Source organism: Kitasatospora sp. NBC_00315 (assembly GCF_041435095.1).
Lineage (GTDB): Bacteria > Actinomycetota > Actinomycetes > Streptomycetales > Streptomycetaceae > Kitasatospora.
The window spans coordinates 1,780,908-1,798,240 of record NZ_CP108025.1 but is presented as its reverse complement, the minus strand read 5'-3'; the positions used below and the strand labels follow the sequence as shown (position 1 = coordinate 1,798,240).

At 75.3% G+C, this 17,333-nt stretch carries 13 protein-coding genes; 2 read left to right on the top strand and 11 right to left on the bottom strand.

Annotated features, from left to right (window positions below; genetic code table 11):
- Nucleotides 1-12 precede the first annotated feature (12 nt).
- From OG823_RS07535 to OG823_RS07525, 3 genes are all read right to left on the bottom strand, one after another.
- Nucleotides 13-1,872, bottom strand: a complete 1,860-nt coding sequence (locus OG823_RS07535) for a hypothetical protein (protein WP_371478567.1) — start codon at nucleotides 1,870-1,872, stop codon at nucleotides 13-15.
- An 8-nt stretch (nucleotides 1,873-1,880) separates the two neighbouring features.
- Nucleotides 1,881-3,209 carry a hypothetical protein gene (locus OG823_RS07530; RefSeq protein ID WP_371478565.1) on the bottom strand — a complete coding sequence of 443 codons (1,329 nt, stop codon included), beginning with the start codon at nucleotides 3,207-3,209 and terminating at the stop codon, nucleotides 1,881-1,883.
- A gap of 189 nt (nucleotides 3,210-3,398) precedes the next feature.
- Entirely contained in the window at nucleotides 3,399-4,202 is an 804-nt protein-coding gene (locus OG823_RS07525; RefSeq protein ID WP_371478564.1) for a ScbR family autoregulator-binding transcription factor, read from the bottom strand.
- Nucleotides 4,203-4,542: 340 nt separating this feature from the next.
- Here OG823_RS07525 and OG823_RS07520 point away from each other — a divergent pair, with 340 nt between their 5' ends.
- A complete protein-coding gene (locus OG823_RS07520; RefSeq protein WP_371478562.1) occupies nucleotides 4,543-5,934 on the top strand; it encodes a CoA transferase in 1,392 nt (463 codons plus the stop codon).
- Nucleotides 5,935-6,042: 108 nt separating this feature from the next.
- Here the strand turns inward: OG823_RS07520 and OG823_RS07515 are convergent, their stop codons facing one another.
- Entirely contained in the window at nucleotides 6,043-6,735 is a 693-nt protein-coding gene (locus tag OG823_RS07515; RefSeq protein ID WP_371478561.1) for an alpha-ketoglutarate-dependent dioxygenase AlkB, read from the bottom strand.
- Nucleotides 6,736-7,000: 265 nt separating this feature from the next.
- Between OG823_RS07515 and OG823_RS07510 the strand changes: the two genes are divergently transcribed.
- Nucleotides 7,001-8,797, top strand: a complete 1,797-nt coding sequence (locus tag OG823_RS07510; protein WP_371478559.1) for an NAD-binding protein — start codon at nucleotides 7,001-7,003, stop codon at nucleotides 8,795-8,797.
- A gap of 145 nt (nucleotides 8,798-8,942) precedes the next feature.
- Here OG823_RS07510 and OG823_RS07505 read toward each other — a convergent pair whose 3' ends face one another.
- From OG823_RS07505 to OG823_RS07475, 7 genes are all read right to left on the bottom strand, one after another.
- Nucleotides 8,943-9,746: an enoyl-CoA hydratase gene (locus OG823_RS07505; protein WP_371478558.1), complete on the bottom strand. Its 804-nt coding sequence runs from the start codon at nucleotides 9,744-9,746 to the stop codon at nucleotides 8,943-8,945.
- Between the two features lie 213 nt (nucleotides 9,747-9,959).
- Nucleotides 9,960-10,985 (bottom strand): enoyl-CoA hydratase/isomerase family protein, encoded by a 1,026-nt coding sequence (locus OG823_RS07500; protein WP_371478557.1) that lies wholly within the window; start codon nucleotides 10,983-10,985, stop codon nucleotides 9,960-9,962.
- 70 nt (nucleotides 10,986-11,055) lie between these two features.
- On the bottom strand, nucleotides 11,056-12,273 hold the full coding sequence (gene fahA / locus OG823_RS07495; RefSeq protein WP_371478556.1) for a fumarylacetoacetase: 1,218 nt from the start codon (nucleotides 12,271-12,273) through the stop codon (nucleotides 11,056-11,058).
- Nucleotides 12,270-13,115 (bottom strand): hypothetical protein, encoded by an 846-nt coding sequence (locus tag OG823_RS07490; protein WP_371478555.1) that lies wholly within the window; start codon nucleotides 13,113-13,115, stop codon nucleotides 12,270-12,272. Before OG823_RS07490 ends, fahA begins: the two co-directional genes overlap by 4 nt.
- Entirely contained in the window at nucleotides 13,112-14,311 is a 1,200-nt protein-coding gene (locus OG823_RS07485) for a homogentisate 1,2-dioxygenase (RefSeq protein WP_371478553.1), read from the bottom strand. Before OG823_RS07485 ends, OG823_RS07490 begins: the two co-directional genes overlap by 4 nt.
- A gap of 82 nt (nucleotides 14,312-14,393) precedes the next feature.
- The gene (hppD, locus tag OG823_RS07480; RefSeq protein ID WP_371484344.1) at nucleotides 14,394-15,530 is read right to left on the bottom strand and encodes a 4-hydroxyphenylpyruvate dioxygenase; all 1,137 of its coding nucleotides are present in this window, start codon (nucleotides 15,528-15,530) and stop codon (nucleotides 14,394-14,396) included.
- A gap of 347 nt (nucleotides 15,531-15,877) precedes the next feature.
- Entirely contained in the window at nucleotides 15,878-17,194 is a 1,317-nt protein-coding gene (locus OG823_RS07475; protein WP_371478551.1) for a phosphoribosyltransferase family protein, read from the bottom strand.
- Nucleotides 17,195-17,333: the final 139 nt, after the last annotated feature.

Below are 17,333 nucleotides of genomic sequence, written 5' to 3'. Positions count from 1 at the left end.
GGATCGGAGCGCTCAGACCCCGCCGGTGAGGGACAGGGCGGTCACCGCCGCGAGCGCCGCCTTGGCGGTGCCGTCCACCCGGACCAGGCCGAACGGGCCCGCCGCGCCGCCGTCGTCGCTCCAGCAGTACAGGAAGACCGGGCCCACGTACGGCCAGGGGCCGGCGCCCGGCGTGCCGCCACCCGCCGGGACGCCGCTGACCAGCGAACGGAACACCTGGGAGATCAGCGCGGCCTGCACCGGCTCGCCGACCGTGCTGGGCACCTCGGCCACACCGGGTGCCAGCAACTCGACGGTGGCGTCGACACCGGCCGTCGCACCGCCCCACCCCTGGCCGAGCGCGCCCCGGACGGTGCTGTCCACCGGATACGCGTACGCGGGGGTGACGGCGCCGACCGGGACGCCGGTGGCGGCGCCGGGCACGGTGGTCACGGCGGTGGTGGTCGTCACCGCCAGCACCCGGGTGACACCGGGCCGGCCGGCCGGTACCACCACGCCGAGCTCGGTGCCGGCCGGGATCGTCAGGGCGGTCGCGCAGTTGACGCTCAGCGCACCGACGGCGGCCCCGGCGGCCAGCGGACCGGCCAGGGTGAGCCCGGTCGGCGGTGAGAGCGTCCAGGAGGTGCCGGGCGCCACCGCCGTGACGTGGCTGTCGGTGGGAAGGCCGGGGGCGACCACGCGGTACCCGAGGTCCGCGGCCGACGCGGCGGCCGACGTGACGGTGAGCGTTCCCGCGCCGGGGGCGGGAGCGGGCCAGGAGGCGGAGGCGGTACCGGTGGGCGCTCCCACCTCGGTGATCCACATCGGCTTGGCGCCGTCGCCGTGGGCGACCATGAGGTCGCGCAGCGCGGGGACGGCGCCCCAGCCGCCGTACGCCGGCGGGTGCGCGGCCGGCATCGAGGGCTGGGTGTAGGGGTGGATGGCGAGCGCGTCGAACATCGGCTGCCCGGCCGCCCGGTCGTACGCCAGGCGGAGGAAGACGTCCGGCGGGTAGCCGCGGGCCAGGCTCAGGGTGGCGCCGCCGGAGAGCGGTACGGCCGGGAACGCGCCCAGGTTCGGCGGCGGTGACACGGTGTAGCCGCTGCCGGCGCTCACGCCGGTCACGACGGTGCCGTCCGGCCAGCGGCCGCCCGGGTCGGCGAGCATCGCCCAGCGGTCGCCCGCGACCGCGGCCGGGCAGCTGATCGTGGCGCTCGTCGCCCCGGCTGCCACGGCCTGCCAGGAGGCCGGCCGGGCCGCTCCGCCGACGCCGAAGGACGGGTGGGTGGCCAGTGAGCCGCCGAGGACGAGCGCCTGCGGGTCGGCGCCCCTGATCGCCGGGTAGGCGGCCACCGCGAGGTCCGCGTACCCCCAGGGCGAGAGGTGGCCCCAGCCGGAGGCGGTGCTCCAGCCGGTGACCGGGTCGCCGCCGGAGTCCAGGTTCGGCTCGTTCCAGACCTCGAAGACGTGCACGCCCGACGCGGCGTGGTGCGCGGCGGCCGCCGCGCAGAACCGGGCGAACCCCTGCGGGTCGACCGCCCGCCAGGGGCTGCCCAGCGGCGGCGCGCCGGCCGCCAGCCGGCCCCCGTCGGGCGAGGTGTTGAGCAGCACGACGACGTTCATGCCGCCCTGGAGCAGGGCGGCGGCCGTCCGGTCGGGGACGCTCCAGTCGTACGGGCCCGAGCCGCTCGGCTGGACGGTCCACCATTCGGCGTCCATCCGTACCCAGCTGATTCCGGCGGCCCGCATCCGGGCGATCTCGGCCTGCTGCCGGTCCCCGCCCAGCGCCGCGAACCGGGCCTGGTAGCCGGAGCCCAGCGCCACGCCGATCGCGAGGTTGCCGGGCCGGGCGTCGGAGGTCCTGGCGGCGCCCCAACCGGGCGCGGTGAACATCCGCACGGTCAGTTCGCCAGCCTGACGACCCAGCCGGCGCCACCGGCCCCGCCGGGGTTGCCGTTGCCCTGCTTCGCGCCGCCGGGGCCGCCGACGGACTTCGGGTCGTTGCCGGTGAAGCCGCCGTGGATGACCATCACCGGGCCGCCCTGGCCACCGCCGCCCCCGCCCGCGTCGCCGCCGGTGCCCGCGCCGCCGCCGCCCCCGTACGCCACGATCTGACCGCTGTTGAGGATCTTCCGGGCGGCCACGAACAGCGGGTTGCCGCCGGGGCCGCCGGCGCCGCCCGCGTTGGTGCCGTCCCCGGCCCCGGCGCCGCCACCGGCCCCGCCGGGGAAGTAGTCGATGCCGCCGGTGACGTTCGGGCCGGTCGCCGCCATCATGGCGGCCCACGGCAGGGCCTGCGGCAGGCTGTAACCGGCGGCCAGCGACGAGACGCCGCCCGCCCCGCCGGCGCGGGCACCCGAGCCGCCGCCGCTCCCCGCGGACAGGCCCGGCCGCCCCGCTCCGCCGGTGCCGGCCGCGCCCGCGCCGGTCCCGCCGGAGGGCGGGTTCAGCCCCGGCTTCAGGGTGCCGGTGGCCAGGTTCGAGCCGGCGGTCCGTCCGCTGGAGGCGGTGTTGACGTAGGTCACCACGCTGCCCGCGTTGTCCAGCGTCCCGGCGCAGAACAGACGGTAGGACGCCGTCGCGCCGCCGGCCAGCTGCAGGGTGACACCGCTGCCGACGGTGACGGAGGAGGCGAAGAGGTCGCGCAGCAGCCAGTAGTAGCTGCCCGACTTGCCGAGGACCCCGGCGTAGGTGCGGGTGCCGTCCAGCACGAACGCGCCGTCCCCGCCGTCGCCGTAGAACCCGGACGGGCCGCCGTCCGCCGGGGCGCCGTCCGAACGGGCACCGTCCACCGGGGCGCCCTGGCCGTAGACGGTGGTGCCGTTGTCGGTGCTGAAGAAGCCGGTGACGTTGACCTCGTTCGGCTCGGTCTGGAAGGCCGGTAGGGCGCCCGCGGGCAGCCAGCTGACGCCTGTGAACGAGATGCCGTGCTGCCCGGTGGAGTCCTGGACGGCGATCACCGTCGGCTCGGTGGTGACGGCGCCCGCCGGCCAGTTCTGAAAGGTGAACGTGGTGTTCCCGGCGAGGGTGCAGACGAACACCGCGGCCGTGGAGACGTCCAGGTTGACGTTGCCGCTCACCGGGGCGGCGAAGATCTTCGTACTGCTCGGGTCGACGCCGCCCGTGGTGGCGGCCGAGGCGTCCTCGGCACCCCCGGCGGCGGCGGTCCCGAGCGCGACTCCGCCGGCGGCGGCGGCGGACAGCAGGAGGGAGCGGCGTGAGGTGCTCAAGGGAGATGGTCTCCTGGCGGGAGGATCACCGGGCCGGGGCGGGCGGTCCTGTCGGATGCCCGCGGGGACCGGCCGGTGACGTCGGGTCAGTACGGGTGCGGAACGTAGACGATATCCGAACGCACTGTCGAGCAGGGCCGATTCGCACGCTCCGGCCGGCCGGCTCGGCTCCGGCGCGGCCGGTCCGGCTCAGCGGGCGCCGGCGGCCGCCGTCGGCCCGGGATCCGTCCCTCCACCGGGGCCCGCGTCCAGCACCCGGGCGCCGGCCTCGTCCAGCACCCGGGCGCCGGCCTCGTCCAGCACCCGGGCACCCGCCTCGTCCAGCACCCGGGCGCCGGCCTCGTCCAGCACCCGGGCACCCGCCTCGTCCAGCACCCGGGCGCCGCGACCCGGCGTCATATCCAGCCGGGCGAGCGCCCCGGGGACGGCGACGGCGGGGAACAGATGCGTCATGAGCGCGATGACGCGGTACTCCAGGTCCGCGTGGTCCGCCATCACCTTCGACAGCACCTGGACGCCGGAGAAGGCCCCGACGAAGAGCTCGGCGGTCTGGCCCGGTTCGACGTGCGGGTACAGCTCCCCGCGGTCACGGGCCTCGGCGAGGGTCGCCCGGCAGCGCTCGATCCAGTCGCGGAAGGGCCCCTGCCGGTCCAGCCCGTGAGTGCCCGGCTCCAGCGAGAGCCGGACGCTGCCCTGCAGCATCGTGTCCTGGCCGAGCAGGTGCGCGAACACCAGCCCGGCGTCCACGAGTTCCTGCAGTTTCAGCGTCCGCGGAACGACGGGGTAGCGGCCCTGCCCGATCTGCGCCTCCAGGACGGCCTGCGCCAGGTGCTGCTTGGAGTCGAAGTGGAAGTAGAACGCGCCCTTGGTCAGCCCGGCCCGCGCGTACACGTCGGCGAGGCTGGCGCCCTCGTAGCCGCGTTCCGCGAAGATCGCGCCGGCCGCCTCCAGAATGAGGCGGCGGGTCCTGATCGCACGCTCCTGGCGCGCCATGTGGTGCCCCCGTCCATGCGCGGCGCCGCCCGGGGGCAGCAGGCCGTACGGCCGTCCCGTCGCCGGTCCTCCGGGGCCGTACCGTCGGCGCCGTAACCTACCATCAGCGGCCGGGCGGTGGGACAAATCGCCCCCGTACCACTGCGCCGCGCTCCGGGCCTGCTCCCATTCGTCGGCTCGGGTCGGGGCGCTGCGGCTAGGGCGCTGCGGTTCGGGGCGGCTCGGTTCGGTTCGGGCGCTGCAGTTCGGGTCGGGGCGGTTGGGGCGGGTCGGTCGGCCGCCGTCCGCGCCGGGGGAGTGCCGCGCGCCGCCGGAGCGGGCCGGGAGCGAGAATGACGGCATGACGCAGCAGCAGGACGCCGCCACCGCACAGGCCTGGACCGCCCTCGGCGGCCCGGGAGCCCTCCTTGAACGGGTCTCCTTCCACGGCCCGGCGGGCCTGCCGGCGCGACTGCCGGTCCGCGAGCTGGCGCGGGCCACCGTCGCGGCCTGCTCGCTCGCGGCCGCCGAACTGTCCGCCGCGCGTGGCGGCGGGAGCGGGCGCGGCGTGCCCGCCGTCCGGATCGACGAGGGCGCGGTGGCGACGGCCTTCGTCAGCGAGCGCCACCTGCGGATCGACGGGCGGCCGCTGACCACCTTCGCCCCGCTGTCCGGGTTCTGGCGGACCGCCGACGGCTGGGTCCGCACCCACGCCAACTACCCGCACCACCGGGCCCGGCTGCTCGCCGCCCTCGGCCTGCCCGACGACGGCGGCGGAGCCGGCGACGCGCAGGCCGTCCGGGCACTCGCGGGCATCCTGCGGGAGTCGGCTGCCGAGCAGGTACAGGAGCGCGCGTTCGCGGCCGGCGCCCTCGCCGTCGCGGTCGCGCCCCCGGCGGCCGGGCCGGCCGGGCACCCGCTGGTCGAGTCCGTCCGGGTCGGCGCAGGCGTGGCCCGACCGCTCCCGCCGGCCGCGCTGCCGTGCTCCGGGGTCAGGATCCTGGACCTCACCCGGGTGATCGCGGGACCGGTGGCGACCCGGACCCTCGCCCTGCTCGGCGCCGACGTGCTGAGGATCGACCCGCCCCGCCTGCCGGAGTCCCCGGACGCGCACGCCGACACCGGTTTCGGCAAGCGGTCGGCCCGGCTGGATCTCGCCGCCGCCGACGACCGGGCCGTCTTCGAGGCCCTGCTCGCCACGGCCGACGTGGTCGTCACCGGCTACCGCCCCGGCGCCCTGGACCTGCTCGGGCTCGGCCCGGAGGCCCTGCTGGAGCGCCGCCCCGGCCTGGTGGTCGCCCAACTGGACGCCTGGGGCCGGATCGGTCCCTGGGCCGGCCGGCGCGGCTTCGACAGCCTGGTGCAGGCGGGCCGGGGCATCGCCGTGGTCGAGGCGGGCCCGGACGGCCGCCCCGGTGTCCTGCCCGCCCAGGCGCTCGACCACGGGACCGGCTACCTGTTGGCCGCCGCCGTCCAGCGCGCCCTGACCGACCGGGCGCAGGACGGCTGCGGACGGCGGCTGCGGCTCTCCCTCGCCGGCACCGCGGACTGGCTGCTGCACGGCCTGCGCCCGGCGGCGGCCGACCCGCACGACCCGGCCGACGTGCCCGACCCGGCGCCCCGGCTGGCCGAGAGCGACTCCCCGCTGGGCCGGCTGCGGCACGCCGTCTCCCCGGTCGGCTACGACGGCGCTCCCGCCGGCTGGGCCCGCCCGCCGGGTCACTGGGGCACCGACGCACCGGTGTGGCTCTGACCCGGCAGGTCCGCCCCCGGCCCGACCGCCCCGATCCGACCGCCCCGGCTCCCACTGCCCCGGCTCCGACCGCCCCGGCTCCGACCGCCACCGCACGATCCGGCGGCCTCAGCCCGGCAGGCCGGTGACCCGCATGGTGATGTTGAGCCGGCCGGTCGCCAGGCCGGTGGCCGGGTCGCCGGTGCCCGGGCGGACCCGCGGGACGCCGTGGTAGGCGAAGCGGGACGGTCCGCCGAAGACGAACAGGTCGCCGGAGGCCAACTCCACGTCCGTCCAGGGCCGGTTGCGGTTCTCGGTGTTGCCGAAGCGGAACACGCAGGTGTCCCCGATGCTCAGCGAGACCACCGGGGCCGCGGAGCGCTCGTCCTTGTCCTGGTGCATGCCCAGGGTGGCCTCGCCGTCGTAGAAGTTGATCAGCGCGGTGTCGGGGGTGTAGTCGGCCGCGGCCGCCTCGTCCCCGTAGGCCGCGGCCAGCGCGCGGCGGCCGAGCGCGACCATCCAGTCCGGAAAGGCGGCGACGGCCGCGCCGTTCACGTCCTCGGCGACGCGGGTGTACCGGTACGGCTGCCAGTGCCAGCCGACGCACACCGTCCGGACGGACATCACGCCCCCGCGTGGCAGTCGGGTCCGGCGGATCGGCACCGGGCCGGTGGCCCAGCCCCGGCAGGCCGCCACCAGCTCGCGCCGCTCCTCGGGGCCGAGCCAGCCCGGCACGTGCACCGCGCCCGGCGCGATCTCGGTCCGGCCGGCCGGGCCCTGCTCGAAGATGGGGAACTGCGTCTCCTCGAACCGCGGGTTCATCGCGTCCTCCTCTCCTGTCGCGGACCGCCGCTCACGGGTACGAGGATGCCTCCGGCCGGGCTCTCGGGGCCAGCACGCCACCTCCGCGCCCGGCAGCGGCGGCCCTCGGCGGCCGGTCACCGGGCGCCGCGGCGCACGCCGGATCCGGCCGGATCCGGCCGGACGCCAGGCGGGCAGGGCGCCGGGGAAGTGTGCAGCGGATCACCGCCGTCCGGTCACCCGGCGGCCACCCGCAACTGCCGCCGTGTCAGTAGGATCTGACGATATGACGCATGAAGGGTCGGGGGCCCCTCCCGTCGAGCCGCTCCGCCACCACTACATCGTGTGCGGCGGCAACGCGCTGGCCCACCGGCTGATCCTGGAGCTGGTCGAGCACTACGACGTCCCGGTGATCGCCCTGGTGCCCGACCGTGCCAGGGATCACGCCCCGAGGATCGAACGGCTCGCCGGCGTCGCGGCCGTGGTCGAGTACAGCAGCGTGACCGAGGAGGCGCTGCGGGCCGCCTCGGTGCAGACCGCCCGCGGGATCGCGCTGGTCGAGGGCAGCGACCAGGAGAACATCCACGCCGCCCTGAGCGCCCAGGGCCACAACCCGGACATCCGGATCGTGCTGCGGATGTTCAACCAGCGCCTCGGCGAGAACATCGAGAGCCTGCTGCGCAACGCCACCGCGCTCTCCGGCTCCGCCACCGCGGCCCCCGCCTTCGCGAACGCGGCGCTCGCCCGGCCCAACTCCGTCCGGGTCGGGGATCGCTTCCTGCACGTCGCGTACGACGACGACATCGACGCCGGCCAGGTCTGCGTGGTCGCCGACCGGATCGACCGGCAGGATCTCGGGCGGCTGCGCCTGCTGCCCGATCCCGGCGCGGCCTCCGCCGGATTCATCGAGCTGGCCCGGCGGTTCGGCGGTGACGGTCCGATCCGGCCCGGCGCCGCCGGCGGCGAGCGAGGGCCGGACGCTCCCGACGCGCAGGGTGAGGGCGTCGCCGCCCTGCAGGCCCTGCCGAGCGAGCCGGCCGTCCGGATCCCCTGGGCCCGCCGGCTGCGCTGGCGGCTGCTCGACACCCTGCGCTACGTCACCAGCGTCAGGCTGCGCGTGGTGCTGCTCACCGCGCTGGCCGCCGTGCTGGCCTCCTTCGGAGTGCTCTGGTACGTCAACCGGGATGTCGGCTGGACGCTCTACCTGGGCCTGCTCGACCTCGCCGGCGCCGCCCAGCCCGACCAGCAGGACGGCTCCGGCGGGACGTGGCAGCGGGTCGCCCAGGTGGTGATCACGTTCTGCGGGATCACCTTCGTGCCGGTGGCGACCGCCGTGATCGTGGAGGTGCTGGCCTCGGGGCGGCGCGGTCAGGCCCGCGGCCCGGGCGCCGGCACCCGGGACCACGTCATCGTGGTGGGCCTCGGCAACGTCGGGACCCGGGTGGCGTCCCTGGTGCACGAGCTGGGCGTCCCGGTGGTCTGCGTCGAGAACGACCCCCAGGCCCGGGGCATCGCGGCGGTCCGCACGCTGGGCATCCCGGTGGTGGTCGGCGACGCGCCGCTGGAGACCCAGCTGCGGCGCGCCCGGGTGCACCGCAGCCGCGCCGTGGTCGCCGTCACGACCAACGACGCGGCCAATCTGGAGGCGGCACTGGAGGCGCGCGCGGTCAAGCCCGAGGTCCGCGTCGTCGTGCGCCTGTTCGACGACAACTTCGCCCACCACGTCTACGCGACACTGGACAACGCCGCCTCGCGCTCGGTCTCCTACCTCTCCGCGCCCGCCTTCGCCGCCGCCCTGATGGGACGCGAGGTGCTCGGCACCCTCTCGGTCTTCCGGCACGTGCTGCTGATCGCCGAGCTGCGGGCCGACGAGGGGACGGGCCTGGTCGGCATGAACCAGCACGACATCGAGGACCCGGGGGGCGTGCGGGTGATCGCGGTCCGTCTGGCGCGCCGCCCAGGGGAGCACCTGTGGAACTACGCGGACCGCACCCGCCGGCTGCTCCCGGGCGACCGGGTGGTGGTCGCCGCCACCCGCAGCGGACTGGCCCGGCTGAACACGCCGGTGGAGAGCCCGGCCTGACGCAGCCGATCTGACGCAACCGGCCTGACCCAACCGGCCCGGCGCTCGGCCCGGCACTCGGTCGGGTTCCGGTCGGCGCTCGGTCGGGGTGCGGGCCGGGGGTGCGCCGCCGCCGGGGCCCTGGGCGGGCCCCGGCGGCCACGGCTCAGCGGTGCCCGAACTCCGGCGACCGCTTCTCGGCGAAGGCGGCCATGCCCTCCTTCTGGTCGGCCGTCGCGAACGTGGCGTGGAACAGCCGGCGTTCGAAGCGGACTCCCTCGGCGAGGGTGGTCTCGAAGGCCCGGTTGACGCTCTCCTTCATCATGATCGCGGCCGGGGCGGACATCGCGGCGACGGTCCGCGCGGTGGCGAGCGCCTCCGTGAGCAGATCCGCCGCCGGGACGATCCGGGAGACCAGGCCGGCCCGCTCGGCCTCCTCGGCACCCATCATCCGCCCGGTCAGACAGAGCTCCATCGCCTTGGCCTTGCCGACCGCGCGGGTGAGCCGCTGGGAGCCGCCGATCCCCGGGATGACCCCGAGCTTGATCTCGGGCTGGCCGAACTTCGCGGTGTCCGCCGCCAGCAGGATGTCGCAGAGCATCGCCAGCTCGCAGCCGCCGCCCAGGGCGAAGCCGGCGACGGCCGCGATGACCGGCTTGCGCAGCTGTGCGAGGCGGTCCCACGGGCCGAGCCAGTCGTCGAGGTAGACGTCCGGGAACGAGTTGCCCTGCATCTCCTTGATGTCCGCGCCGGCCGCGAAGGCCTTCTCGGAGCCGGTGACGACCAGCGCTCCGATCCCCGGATCGCGGTCGAAGGCCGTGGCGGCGGCCACCACCTCGTTCATCAGCTCGGTGTTCAGCGCGTTGAGCGCCTTCGGCCGGTTGAGGGTGATCAGGCCGACCCGGTCCCTGCGTTCGACGAGGATGGTCTCGTAGAGCGTGTCGTACCCGGTCGACGTGGTGTCGGTCATCGCCGTTGACTCCCATTCCCTGCTCTGCGGCACGAGGTGCGCGCCCTGACCGATCAACGATCTCCGACCGGCGCCGCAGCGCGCCAGTCTTGGTATGCGAGACGGTGGTCACCCGGCGTGGCGTCGTCCGCCGCCACGGCCCCCGGTCCCGCTGCCGGCCGCCACGGCCCGCCCGCCGCCCGCCCTGTGGAGGTCCGGAGCGGTCCGGAGCGGTCAGAGCTCGTCGTCGCCCCGGGGCGCGAAGTAGCGGGCGACGTCGGCCTCGGTGACCTCGGCCAGAGTCGCCGGGGCCCAGTGCGGGTCGCGGTCCTTGTCGACCACCTGGGCACGGATGCCCTCCACCAGGTCGTGGGAGTCCAGCGCCGCGCAGGAGACGCGGTACTCCTGGCCGAGCACGGCCTCCAGGGAGCCGAGCAGCCGGGCCCGGCGCAGCGCCGCCAGGGTGACCTTCACGGCGGTCGGCGACTTCGCGGTGATCTGCTCGGCCGCCTCCTTGGCCTCCGGGACGCCGCAGTCGAGCAGCCGATCGAGGATCTCCTCGACGGTGTCGGCGGCGTAGCAGGCGTCGATCCATCCGCGCTGTGCGGCCAGGGCCGCCGGCGGCGCGGGCTCCGCGAACCCGCCGACCGCCTCGGCCGGGTCCAGGACGGCCAGGGCGCCGGTGAACCCGGCCAGCCGTCCGGCCGGCACGAAGTGGTCGGCGAACCCGCAGAGCAGCGCGTCCCCGGCGTCCATCGAGGCGGCCGTCAGGCCCAGGTGGGTGCCGAGTTCGCCCGGCGCGCGGGCCAGCAGCAGGCTGCCGCCGACGTCCGGGACGAGCCCGATCCTGGTCTCCGGCATCGCCACCGCGGAGCGTTCGGTGACGACCCGCACGCCGCCGTGCGCGGAGAGCCCGACCCCGCCGCCCATGGTGATGCCGTCCATCACCGCGACGTACGGCTTGGGGTAGCGCGCGATCAGCGCGTTCAGCCGGTACTCGTCCCGGAAGAAGGCCCGCGCGCCCGCCCCGCCGGATCTTGCGTCGTCGTGGATCGCCCGGATGTCGGCCCCGGCGCAGAGCCCGCGCCCGCCCGCGCCGGTGAGCACGACGGTGGCCACGGTGTCGTCGGCCGCCCAGGCGTCCAGCGCCTCGCGTACGGCGGTGATCATGCCGTGGGTCAGCGCGTTGAGCGCGCGCGGGCGGTCCAGCACGATGTGTCCCGCCCGGCCGTCCCTGCGCAGCTGTACCTCTGGGGTCATCGGGCCGTTCCCGTCTCTTCGCCGTCCTGCCTGGTCCTTCCGACACCGTACCCGGGGCGGCGCGCGGTGCTCAGGGCCGGATGCGGCCGCTGACCTCGCCGAAGCCGATCCGGGTGCCGGCCGGGCCGGGGGCGGTTGCGGTGATGGTGACCTCGTCCCCGTCCTCCAGGAAGGAGCGGGTGCTGCCGTCGGGGAGTTCGATCGGCTCGGTGCCGTTCCAGGTGAGCTCGATCAGCGCGCCACGGGTCCGCGGTTCGGGGCCGCTGACCGTGCCGGAGGCGAAGAGGTCGCCGGTGCGCAGCGAGGCGCCGTTGGCGGTCATCTGGGCGAGCTGCTGGGCGGCCGTCCAGTACATGCCGGCGAAGGGCGGACGCGAGAGGGTGTGGCCGTTCAGCCGGACCTCCAGCTCGATGTCCAGCCCCCAGGGCTCGCCGGCGCGGTCGTCGAGGTAGGGCAGCGGTTCCACGTCCCGGGCCGGCGGGGCGACCCGGGCGTGCTCCAGGGCCTCCAGCGGGACGATCCACGGCGAGAGCGAGGTGGCGAAGGACTTGCCGAGGAAGGGGCCGAGCGGCACGTACTCCCAGGCCTGGATGTCGCGCGCGGACCAGTCGTTGACCAGGCAGACCCCGAACACGTGCTCGCTGAAGCCCGCCATCGGCACCCTGCTGCCCGGCTCGGACGGGGTGCCGACGACGAAGCCGACCTCCGCCTCGATGTCCAGGCGCCGGGTCGGGCCGAAGTCGGGCACCGCGTCCGAGGGCGCCTTGCGTTGGCCGTGCGGCCGGGTGACCGGGGTGCCGGAGACCACGACGGTGCCGGAGCGGCCGTGGTAGCCGATGGGCAGGTGCTTCCAGTTGGGTGTGAGCGGCTCCGCGCCGGGGCGGAAGATCCGGCCGAGGTTGGTGGCGTGGTGCTCGGAGGAGTAGAAGTCGACGTAGTCGGCCACCTCGAAGGGCAGGTGCAGCTCGGCCTCGGCCAGCGGGGTCAGCAGCGGGGTGAGGGCACCCCGGTACGACTCCTCGGTCAGCCAGTGGGTGAGGGCGGCCCGTACCTCGGCCCAGAGCGGGCGCCCGGCGGCCAGCAGCGGGTTGAGCGTGTCGGCGTCGAGCAGCACCGAGGGCGCCCCGGTGGCGCGCGCGGCGGCGCCCGCGTCCAGGACGAAGTCGCCGATCCGTACGCCGATCCGGCGCCGGCCCGGCCGGTCCGCGGTGCTGAAGACGCCGTACGGGAGGTTGTGCACGCCGAACGGCGAGCCCTTCGCGGCGGCGATCCAGGTGGCGGCGGTCAACGGTCCTCCAGGTGCGGGGTCAAGGTGGTGGCCGGTAGGCCGAGGTCGGCGAGGTCGGCCAGCGGCTCGGCGATGCTGCAGGTGCCGAACGAGGTGAACGATTCCCTGATCAGGGTGACCTGATCATCGCTCAGCGCGCGGGCCGCGCCCGCCAGGACCTCGCCCGAGCGCTCCCGCAGGGCGTCCGCCGTTCCCGTGCGGTCGCCGGCCCGCGCGGCGAGCGCGGCCAGCAGGACGTTCAGGAAGCCGTGGTGCTCGAAGCCGGTGACCGGGTCGGTGTGCCGGACGGCGTTGTGCAGCCCGGCCGTGCACTTGTACGGTACGGCCCGCTCCGCGCAGGCCATCAGCGACCCGGCCAGCTCGTACACGCCGGGGAAGGCCTCGGCGGTGAGCCCGCCGGTACGGAACTTCGCCCGGTACGGTGTGCCCGCGAGTACGTCGAGCGCGTCCTCGACCCGGCTGTCGCGCGGGAGTTCGACGTAGGCGGTGGTACCGGCCGGCAACCGCTCGTCGAGTACGGCGACGGTCTTCGGGAGGTCGGCCGAGACCAGTTCCACGGCGGCGATCTCGAAGGGCGCGGCGGCCGCCAGGGCCTCGGCCAGGCTCGCGCTGCCCCCCGGCAGCACCAGCCCGACCCGCAGCGCCGGGCCGTCCGCCGGGCCGGCCGCAGCGGCGAGCTCCGCCAGCCGGCCGGCCCCGCAGAGGAACGGGCCGACCGCGTCGGCGTACCGGGCAACCCGGTGGGCGCGGTGCGCGGGCACGGCCTCGGCGAGCGGCAGGTTCCCGGGCGGGAACACGGCCGCGTCGTCGAACAGCAGCCGCAGCAGCGGTGGCACGCTCACCGGCCCGGCCCCCGCCCCGACCAGGTCCAGGCGTAGCCCGGATCCTCGGCGGCCCGGCCGGCCTCGCCGAGCTCCAGCGGCCGGAAGGTGTCCACCATCACGGCGAGTTCGTCGAAGAACTCGGCGCCGATGCTGCGCTCGTACGCACCGGGCTGCGGGCCGTGGGTGTGGCCGCCCGGGTGCAGCGAGACCGAGCCCTGGGCGATGCCGGAGCCCTTGCGGGCGGCGTAGTCCCCGCCGCAGTAGAACATCACCTCGTCGCTGTCCACGTTGGAGTGGTAGTACGGCACCGGGATGGACAGCGGGTGGTAGTCCACCTTGCGCGGCACGAAGTTGCAGATCACGAACCCGTTGCCCTCGAACACCTGGTGGGCGGGCGGCGGCTGGTGGATCCGGCCGGTGATCGGCTCGAAGTCCCGGATGTTGAACACGTACGGGTACAGGCAGCCGTCCCAGCCGACCACGTCGAACGGGTGCTGCGGCACGGTGTAGCGGGTGCCCGAGACCCCGTTCGGACCGCGGTGCTTGACCAGCACGTCCACGTCGGCGCCCTCGGCCAGCAGCGGACCGGCCGGGCCGCGCAGGTCGCGCTCGCAGTAGGGCGCGTGCTCCAGCAGCTGCCCGTACTCGGAGAGGTAGCGCTTGACCGGGGTGATGTGGCTGTTCGCCTCGATGCAGTACGCCCGCAGCGGCTCGTCCCCGGCCGGGACCCAGCGGTGGGTGGTGGCCCGGGGGATGACGACGTAGTCGCCCGGGCCGACCTCCAGTGAACCGAACACGGTCTCCACCGTGCCCGCGCCCGCCTCGACGTACACGCACTCGTCGCCGAGCCCGTTGCGGTACAGCTCGCTGGCGGCCCCGGCTGCGACGTAGCTGATCCGGACGTCGCCGTTGCCGAGCACCAGGCGCCGCCCGGTGACGGCGTCGGTGGCCTTCCACTCCTGGCCGGCGAACAGCTCGTGCAGCTTGAGGTGCCGGGGGAGCAGCGGGTGGTTCGCCACGGTGGCCTGGTCCGGCAGCTCCCACGGCACGGCGTCCACGATGGCGGAGGGGATGCCCCGGTGGTAGAGCAGCGAGGAGTCGGAGGAGAAGCCCTCCTCGCCCATCAGCTCCTCGTAGTACAGCCCGCCCTCGGGCGTGCGGTGCTGGGTGTGCCGCTTGGGCGGAATGCTGCCCAGCTGCCGGTAGTGCGCCATGGTCCGCTCTCCCTTGAGCCGATCGAGGCCGGTCAGGTGGCCGGCCGGGTGCGACGGGGCTCCCGGCCAGCCGGTGCTCCGGTCAGAGGTTGCCGCGACGGTCCTGCTCGCGCTCGATGGACTCGAAGAGCGCCTTGAAGTTGCCCTTGCCGAAGCCCAGCGAACCATGCCGCTCGATGAACTCGAAGAACACCGTCGGCCGGTCGCCCTGCGGCTTGGTGAAGATCTGCAGCAGATAGCCGTCCTCGTCGCGGTCGACCAGGATGCCGCGCTTCTTCAGCTCCTCGACCGGCACCCGGACGTGCCCGATCCGGGCGCGCAGCTCCGGGTCGTCGTAGTACGAGTCGGGGGTGGCGAGGAACTCCACGCCGCGCGAGCGCAGCACGTCCACGGTGGTGAGGATGTCGTTGGTGGCGAGCGCGAGGTGCTGGCAGCCGGGGCCGCCGTAGAACTCCAGGTACTCGTCGATCTGCGACTTCTTCTTGGCGACGGCCGGCTCGTTGAGCGGGAACTTGACCCGGTGGTTGCCGCTGGCGACCACCTTGCTCATCAGCGCGGAGTACTCGGTGGCGATGTCGTCGCCGACGAACTCGGCCATGTTCACGAAACCCATGACCCTGTTGTAGAAGCCGACCCACTCGTTCATGTGGCCGAGCTCGACGTTGCCGACCGCGTGGTCCAGCGCCTGGAACAGCCGCTTCGGCGCGCCCTCGGGGCGCTGCGCCTTCGTCTCGGCGACGACGTAGCCCGGCAGGTAGGGGCCCTGGTAGCGGGAGCGGTCGATCAGCGTGTGCCGGGTCTCGCCGTAGGTGGCGACGGCGGCGCGGCGCACGGTGCCGTTCTCGTCCGAGACGTCGTTCGGCTCCTCCAGGATGCGGGCGCCCTGGGCGCGGGCGTGGGCGATGCACTTGTCCACGTCCGGCACCTCGATCGCGAGGTCGACGACGCCGTCGCCGTGCCGGCGGTGGTGCTCCAGCAGCGGGCTGTCCGGGGCGACCCCGCCCTTGATCACGAACCGGCAGGAGCCGGAGCGCAGCACGAACGCCTTGCGGTCGCGGCGGCCGGTCTCCGGGCCGGAGTAGGCGACCAACTCCATGCCGAAGACGACCTGGTAGAGCTGGGCCGTCAGGGTGGCGTTGCCGACCACGAAGACCACCGCGTCCTGGGCGATGACGGGGAACGGGTCCGTGGCGGCGTCGTGTTCGACGAGGCCCACCAGGCGGCGCAGCTGCTCGGCGGTGAGGCCGGCCTCGCGCTCCTCGGGGGTCAGCTCAAGGGCGGGCGACTGCGGGGTCATCGGTCTTCCTCCACGGTGAGGCGTCCGCGCCGCGGGGGTGGGCGGTGCGGTTGATCGCCGAGCTTGCTCCTGCCGGGGCGATTGGGCAACAGAGGGGGATCTCACTGCTCAATGTGTACAAGGTGAGCAGGAAATCGCGCGGGCCGCTGAGCACATTGCGCTGTCCGCGGCCCGGGTACGGCGGCGGGCCGCCGGCCCGTGTCGGGGCGCGGGTGGCGCCCCGGCACGGCGGCCGGGGCCGCGGCGGCCGCCGTGCCGGGGCGGCGGGCTCACGGCCAGGGCGGGCCGGGGTGGTGCCGGTCGGCCAGATGGCGCAGGAACCAGTCCCGGGCGTGGTGCGCGGCGCTCTCCAGCGTCCCGGGCTCCTCGAACAGGTGGGTCGCGTGCTCCACGACCACCAGCTCACTCTCGCACCGCAGCCGCTCCCCGGCGCGCCGGTTGAGCTCGGCCACCTCCGGATCACGGCCGCCGACGATCAGCAGGGTCGGCGCGTTCACCCGGCCCAGCCAGTCCCCGGCGAGATCCGGCCGGCCGCCCCGGGAGACCACGGCCGCGGCCTGCGACCCGCTCTGCGCCGCCGCCCAGAGCGCGGCGGCCGCGCCGGTGCTGGCGCCGAAGTAGCCCAACGGCAGGCCCCCGGCCCACCGCTCGTAGGCCAGCCGGTCGGCGACCTGGGCGAGCCGGCCGCCGAGCAGTCCCACGTCGAAGACCTTCTGCCGGTCGGGTTCCTCCTCCTCGGTCAGCAGGTCGAACAGCAGGGTGGCCAGCCCCGCCCGGTTGAGGTACTCGGCGACGAAGCGGTTGCGCGGACTGTGCCGGCTGCTGCCACTGCCGTGCGCGAAGACCACGACGCCGGTGGCGCCGGCCGGCACGGTCAGCCGCCCGCCGAGCCGCCGGCCGTCGGCCAGCACCGTGACCTCCCGGTCGACGTGTCCCCGGCGCCCGGCCCGCTCCAGGCAGCGCAGCACCTGCGCGTCCTCGGTCTGCGTGAAGTCGTCGTAGAACTCGCCGATGGCGAAGAACGGCGCGGGCGTGGCGACGCAGACCAGCTCGTCGGCGACGCCCCGCAGCCGGACCGTCCAGTCGTTCGGCGCCACCGGTACCGCGAGCACCACCCGGGCGGCTCCGCGGGCCCGGACGATCCCGCAGGCGGCCCTGGCGGTGGAGCCGGTGGCGATGCCGTCGTCGACCACGACGACCGTGCGCCCCCACAGGTCGAGGGGGTGCACCCCGCCCCGGTAGCGTTCGGCCCGCCGTGCCAGTTCGGCCCGCTCCAGCCGCTCGACCTCGGCGAGCTGGGCCGCTGTGACGCCCGCCATCCGGAGCACCTGGTCGTTGACCACCCGCGCGCCGTCCTCGCCGATCGCGCCCATGCCCAGCTCCGGCTGGGCGGGCACGCCCAGCTTGCGGATCACGCAGATGTCCAGCGGGGCGTCCAGCGCGTGGGCGACCTCGGCCGCCACCGGCACTCCGCCGCGCGGCAGGGCGACCACCACGGGGGCGGCCCCGCGCAGGTGCTCCAGCAGGGCGGCGAGCTGCCGGCCGGCGTCGCTCCGGTCGGTGAAGTACGTACCCGTGACGTGCATGACGAGTGCCTCCACGGTCCACCGTACGTCCGGGCGGCGGCCGCTGTGACGCCGGCGCGGGGCGCGACGGCGTCGCCCCGGCGACATCCTTGCGTCACTCAACTATCATGGACGCGCCAATGGTTCGCGGGCCGACCGC